Genomic DNA, 3285 nt, shown 5'->3' with positions numbered 1-3285 from the left:
TCCTCGCCGCCAGGTTTCGAGCGCGGCGCCGTAGGCCGTGCGGAAGGCGCGCACGGCCGCGACCGCCTCGAAAAAGGCGCTGCGTTGCCCGCTACCGACGGCGAAGGTCGGGTTGCGTTCGCGGAGCGCCTCCCAGCTCTTGGCTCGCTTGTAGGGCGACAGCTTACGGACCGCGCGCCTGCCCAGGGCACGCCAGCCCTTGAACCTTCCACCAAACCTTCCACTTCCAGCGGGACATCGCGCGGTAGCATGGAATGCCGGGACAGAAAACCGCGTGATCACCTCTAGGTAGCTTCAATTGTAGCTAGCCGAAAACAGGACGTTCAGCGACCAGGCAGACCAGGTTGGGGGATTGCCGAGACCGATGTTCTTGTCTCGCATACGTCCCAGAAACATCTGGGCGCACAGCCCCAGTCCCCAATCTGCTCCCACCCACCATTCGTGCCCGAACTGCAGCTTGAGACCAGTACCGAACTTGGACTCCGCGACTTCGTCACCGTCCTGTTGCAATGAGAGCTGCTGCACGGTGAGCGCGCCCGCGAAGAAACTATTGCTGAGAAGGTAGTAGGTGACACCGGCGCCCAAACCAACCACAACCGCGTTGGCGTCGATGTCCGCGCTACCGAAGGTCGCCAGCTCCACCTCGGGGTCAACGGCCAGCGTATCAAACAGCTCCCCAAAGACGATCAAGCCGGGTGCAACGGCGCCACCCAAGGCGATATTGAGTCCGCCGCCGCTCCCTTTGATGCTGAAAAGCAACCCGGGCGGCGGATCGTGCCCCGCAACATGATCCATCAAGTACTCGCCGAGCCACTACCACGACCACCTGCAGGACCGACCAAACGTGCCGCAACAGAGCGCGCGGCCTCCCCGCAAGGCGCCCCGAGCAACGCAAGAGAGCTGCTAGCAAGGGCGGGAAGAAGAAGACCGGGGTGGACTGTCGCCCGGGGACAGAAACCGCGTGACTACGGGCACTAGTTTGGATCCTTCAAGAACGCTCGAGCGTCATGCGGAAGGCCAACACGCATGAAGTAGCGGGCAAAGGCCTGCGAAAGGTGCTCGCGATACGGCGATTCGAGACGAAGCCGTTTGCCGATGGAGGCGGCGTGCGTCTCGACAGCCTTGCGGGAAAGAACGAAGAGGGTGTGAAAATCGACCACCGACCACGGAATGCCGGGTTCATCCCTGCGTCGATGCAGGAGACAGAGAGCCGGTTGCAGGCCTTGCTGGACCTTCTTCCTCATCCCCTCTTTGGCGTAACCCTCGTCACCAGCCTTCTTGCGAGCGTCCACCAAGTCCGCCCACGCAAGGACACGCCCAAGCATCACGGTTTGGGCCTTCTTGTTCACGAGGTTGCAGGACTGGGTAAGCACGCAGACGTTGTGGACCTCGAACTCCACACGGACGTTGTCGCCCTCCCCCAGCGAAGCGCCCGGATCATGAATCAGCGGAACGGGCAGACTGGGTAGGTAGTCGCCCTGCTCCAGCTCGCGCCCTTCCGTGACTGTGTACCAGTCAGGCTCCCGTTCCGTGTACCCCACTGCGTGCCTATTCGTCGTCGTCCAGCCAGTCTTCAGATGGTTCGAATAGGTGGGGGTCGGCCGAACCTTGACGAAGTACGCTCACCGTGCCCGTCGCTGAGAAGCGCCGAATCGGAGCCACGTCGACAACCTCATGGGGGGACTCTTCGACGTCTTCATGAAAACGAACCGATTCGGCGCCTTTCGACTCTTCCGCGAGATAAACGGAAGAACCAGCGCGCCGCCCAATCTCTCCCACGATTGACTCAACGAGTCGTCCTGCGTGCGACGCGGAGAAGGGCGTTCGGGAGTCAACGAAGAAGACGTCGCCCGAGCCGGAGCTGCGCGGCTGCTTGGAGCTCGCCCGATCCACCCAAGACGCGGTCTGGTCAATCCGTTCATGCATCGAATGTCTCCCTCGCCGTATCCGTGATTGCCAACTCGAACGCCTCCCTCTCCAGGTCTCGAAGTTGCTCAGCTTCACCCAGAGCATCGTCGAAACCGAGTGGTTCACCCTCTGCCGCCTGGAAGATGACATCGAAGTCCACAACGACCCCGAAGCTCTCACCGGGGGCGCGAGCCAACGTGAGCAGCAGACGCCGTCTGTCGTCGTACCGTGCCTCGAAACGCATGAGAAAGCTGGCGAGGTTATCCGGAAACCCCGACGGCAGCCCGACTGGGATGGAGAGCAGTTCGTTCAGGCTCTTCAGGCCCTGTGCACAATCGAGCGTGTTGATGTAGCGGACACCAATCCGCGACACACCTGGACTGCCCGCAACCTGTCGATACCAGTCGAGCGCCTCGGCGATACGAGGGCTGAACTTGTCCCACCCGGTGTAAGGACGCAGCCGGTGAGTGCTCAGGACGTTCACACCGATGGCAACGAGCTCAGTTCCGTCTGCGCTGAGGAACTGGACACGGTCGATCCCTGAACGGGGAGGCAAAGGGACCGGGCCCTGGGGACTCACATGGATCGCATGCTCGACCGAGTGCCGAACCCGCTTGGTGGGGTACTTGGCCTTGAGGAGCGCGTACAACTCACCGAAGACCGTCACGTCCCCCTCTTCGGAGCCAGCAAACTGGAACTCAACCAGTGCCTCCTGAATCGGAGGGTTCTTGTACCGACGCCGATTTATCATCCGATCTCAAACACTTACCCACCAAAATGGTCGAAGTCCAGGCCTCGCGCTTGATCCTCCGCCGGTCAATGATACTAGACCGCTTAGATTCCACGCATATTCCGGGTCGCCATGGGCGAGGCGGTGTCCCCTCCGGCCTCCGGCCGCCTCGGCCATCACGGTTCCGGGCAGGGCAAGGGCAAGGGAGTCAAGGGACGAAGGGACGAAGGGACGATCTGACCCGCGTTGGGGACGATCTGACCCGCGTTGAGGCTTGAGGATGTCCGGGCGGGTGCGGTGGTGGCGGCTCGCAGCTGGATCACCGGGTTGCGCGGCCGGACTCGTCCCGCAGAGATGGGCCGCTGGTGTGGGGGAGCCGCACAACGGCGCGGCAAAGGTACACGCATCGAAGCGCTGAACGCGCAGCGCCGCGTGGGACTGCGAAGATCCCGTCGGGTGCTGCTCGGAGGCGGGTCGCTACGGCCGCTAGCCGGGCGCGGCCGCAGCTCCGTGGAAATGGCACATGAACCAGGTGCCGTGTGGAAACTGTGCCTCGCGGATTCCTCGCCGCCAGGCTTGGAGCGCGGCGCGGTAGGCCGTGCGGAAGGCGCGCACGGCCGCGACCGCCTCGAAAAAGGCGCTGCGTT

The 3285-nt window shown here is 62.9% G+C and carries 5 protein-coding genes and 1 pseudogene; all 6 read right to left on the bottom strand.

Translation table 11 applies throughout. The features are described 5' to 3' along the window. Positions 1–165, bottom strand: a pseudogene (locus MJD61_20905) (transposase). A gap of 129 nt (positions 166–294) precedes the next feature. Continuing rightward, a complete protein-coding gene (locus MJD61_20900) occupies positions 295–795 on the bottom strand; it encodes a hypothetical protein (GenBank protein MCG8557717.1) in 501 nt (166 codons plus the stop codon). 179 nt (positions 796–974) lie between these two features. Further along, positions 975–1541: a hypothetical protein gene (locus MJD61_20895; GenBank protein ID MCG8557716.1), complete on the bottom strand. Its 567-nt coding sequence runs from the start codon at positions 1539–1541 to the stop codon at positions 975–977. Between the two features lie 7 nt (positions 1542–1548). Beyond that, a complete protein-coding gene (locus MJD61_20890) occupies positions 1549–1926 on the bottom strand; it encodes a hypothetical protein (protein MCG8557715.1) in 378 nt (125 codons plus the stop codon). Continuing rightward, complete coding sequence (locus MJD61_20885) at positions 1919–2659, bottom strand: TIGR04255 family protein (protein MCG8557714.1); 741 nt, start codon at positions 2657–2659, stop codon at positions 1919–1921. The genes MJD61_20890 and MJD61_20885 overlap by 8 nt, the downstream gene beginning before the upstream one ends. Before the next feature lie 465 nt (positions 2660–3124). Then, a partial coding sequence (locus MJD61_20880; GenBank protein ID MCG8557713.1) for a transposase occupies positions 3125–3285 on the bottom strand: 161 nt, incomplete at its 5' end.

It is taken from the genome of Pseudomonadota bacterium (genome assembly GCA_022361155.1).
Classification (GTDB): Bacteria; Myxococcota_A; Polyangia; order Polyangiales; family JAKSBK01; genus JAKSBK01.
This window is presented reverse-complemented; position numbering and strand designations above follow the sequence as displayed.

Excerpts from the sequence above, each read along its gene's own strand:
- MJD61_20900 (MCG8557717.1), bottom strand. The coding sequence starts at position 795 with ATGGATCATGTTGCGGGGCACGATCCGCCGCCCGGGTTGCTTTTCAGC.
- MJD61_20890 (MCG8557715.1), bottom strand. The coding sequence starts at position 1,926 with ATGCATGAACGGATTGACCAGACCGCGTCTTGGGTGGATCGGGCGAGC.
- MJD61_20885 (MCG8557714.1), bottom strand. The coding sequence starts at position 2,659 with ATGATAAATCGGCGTCGGTACAAGAACCCTCCGATTCAGGAGGCACTG.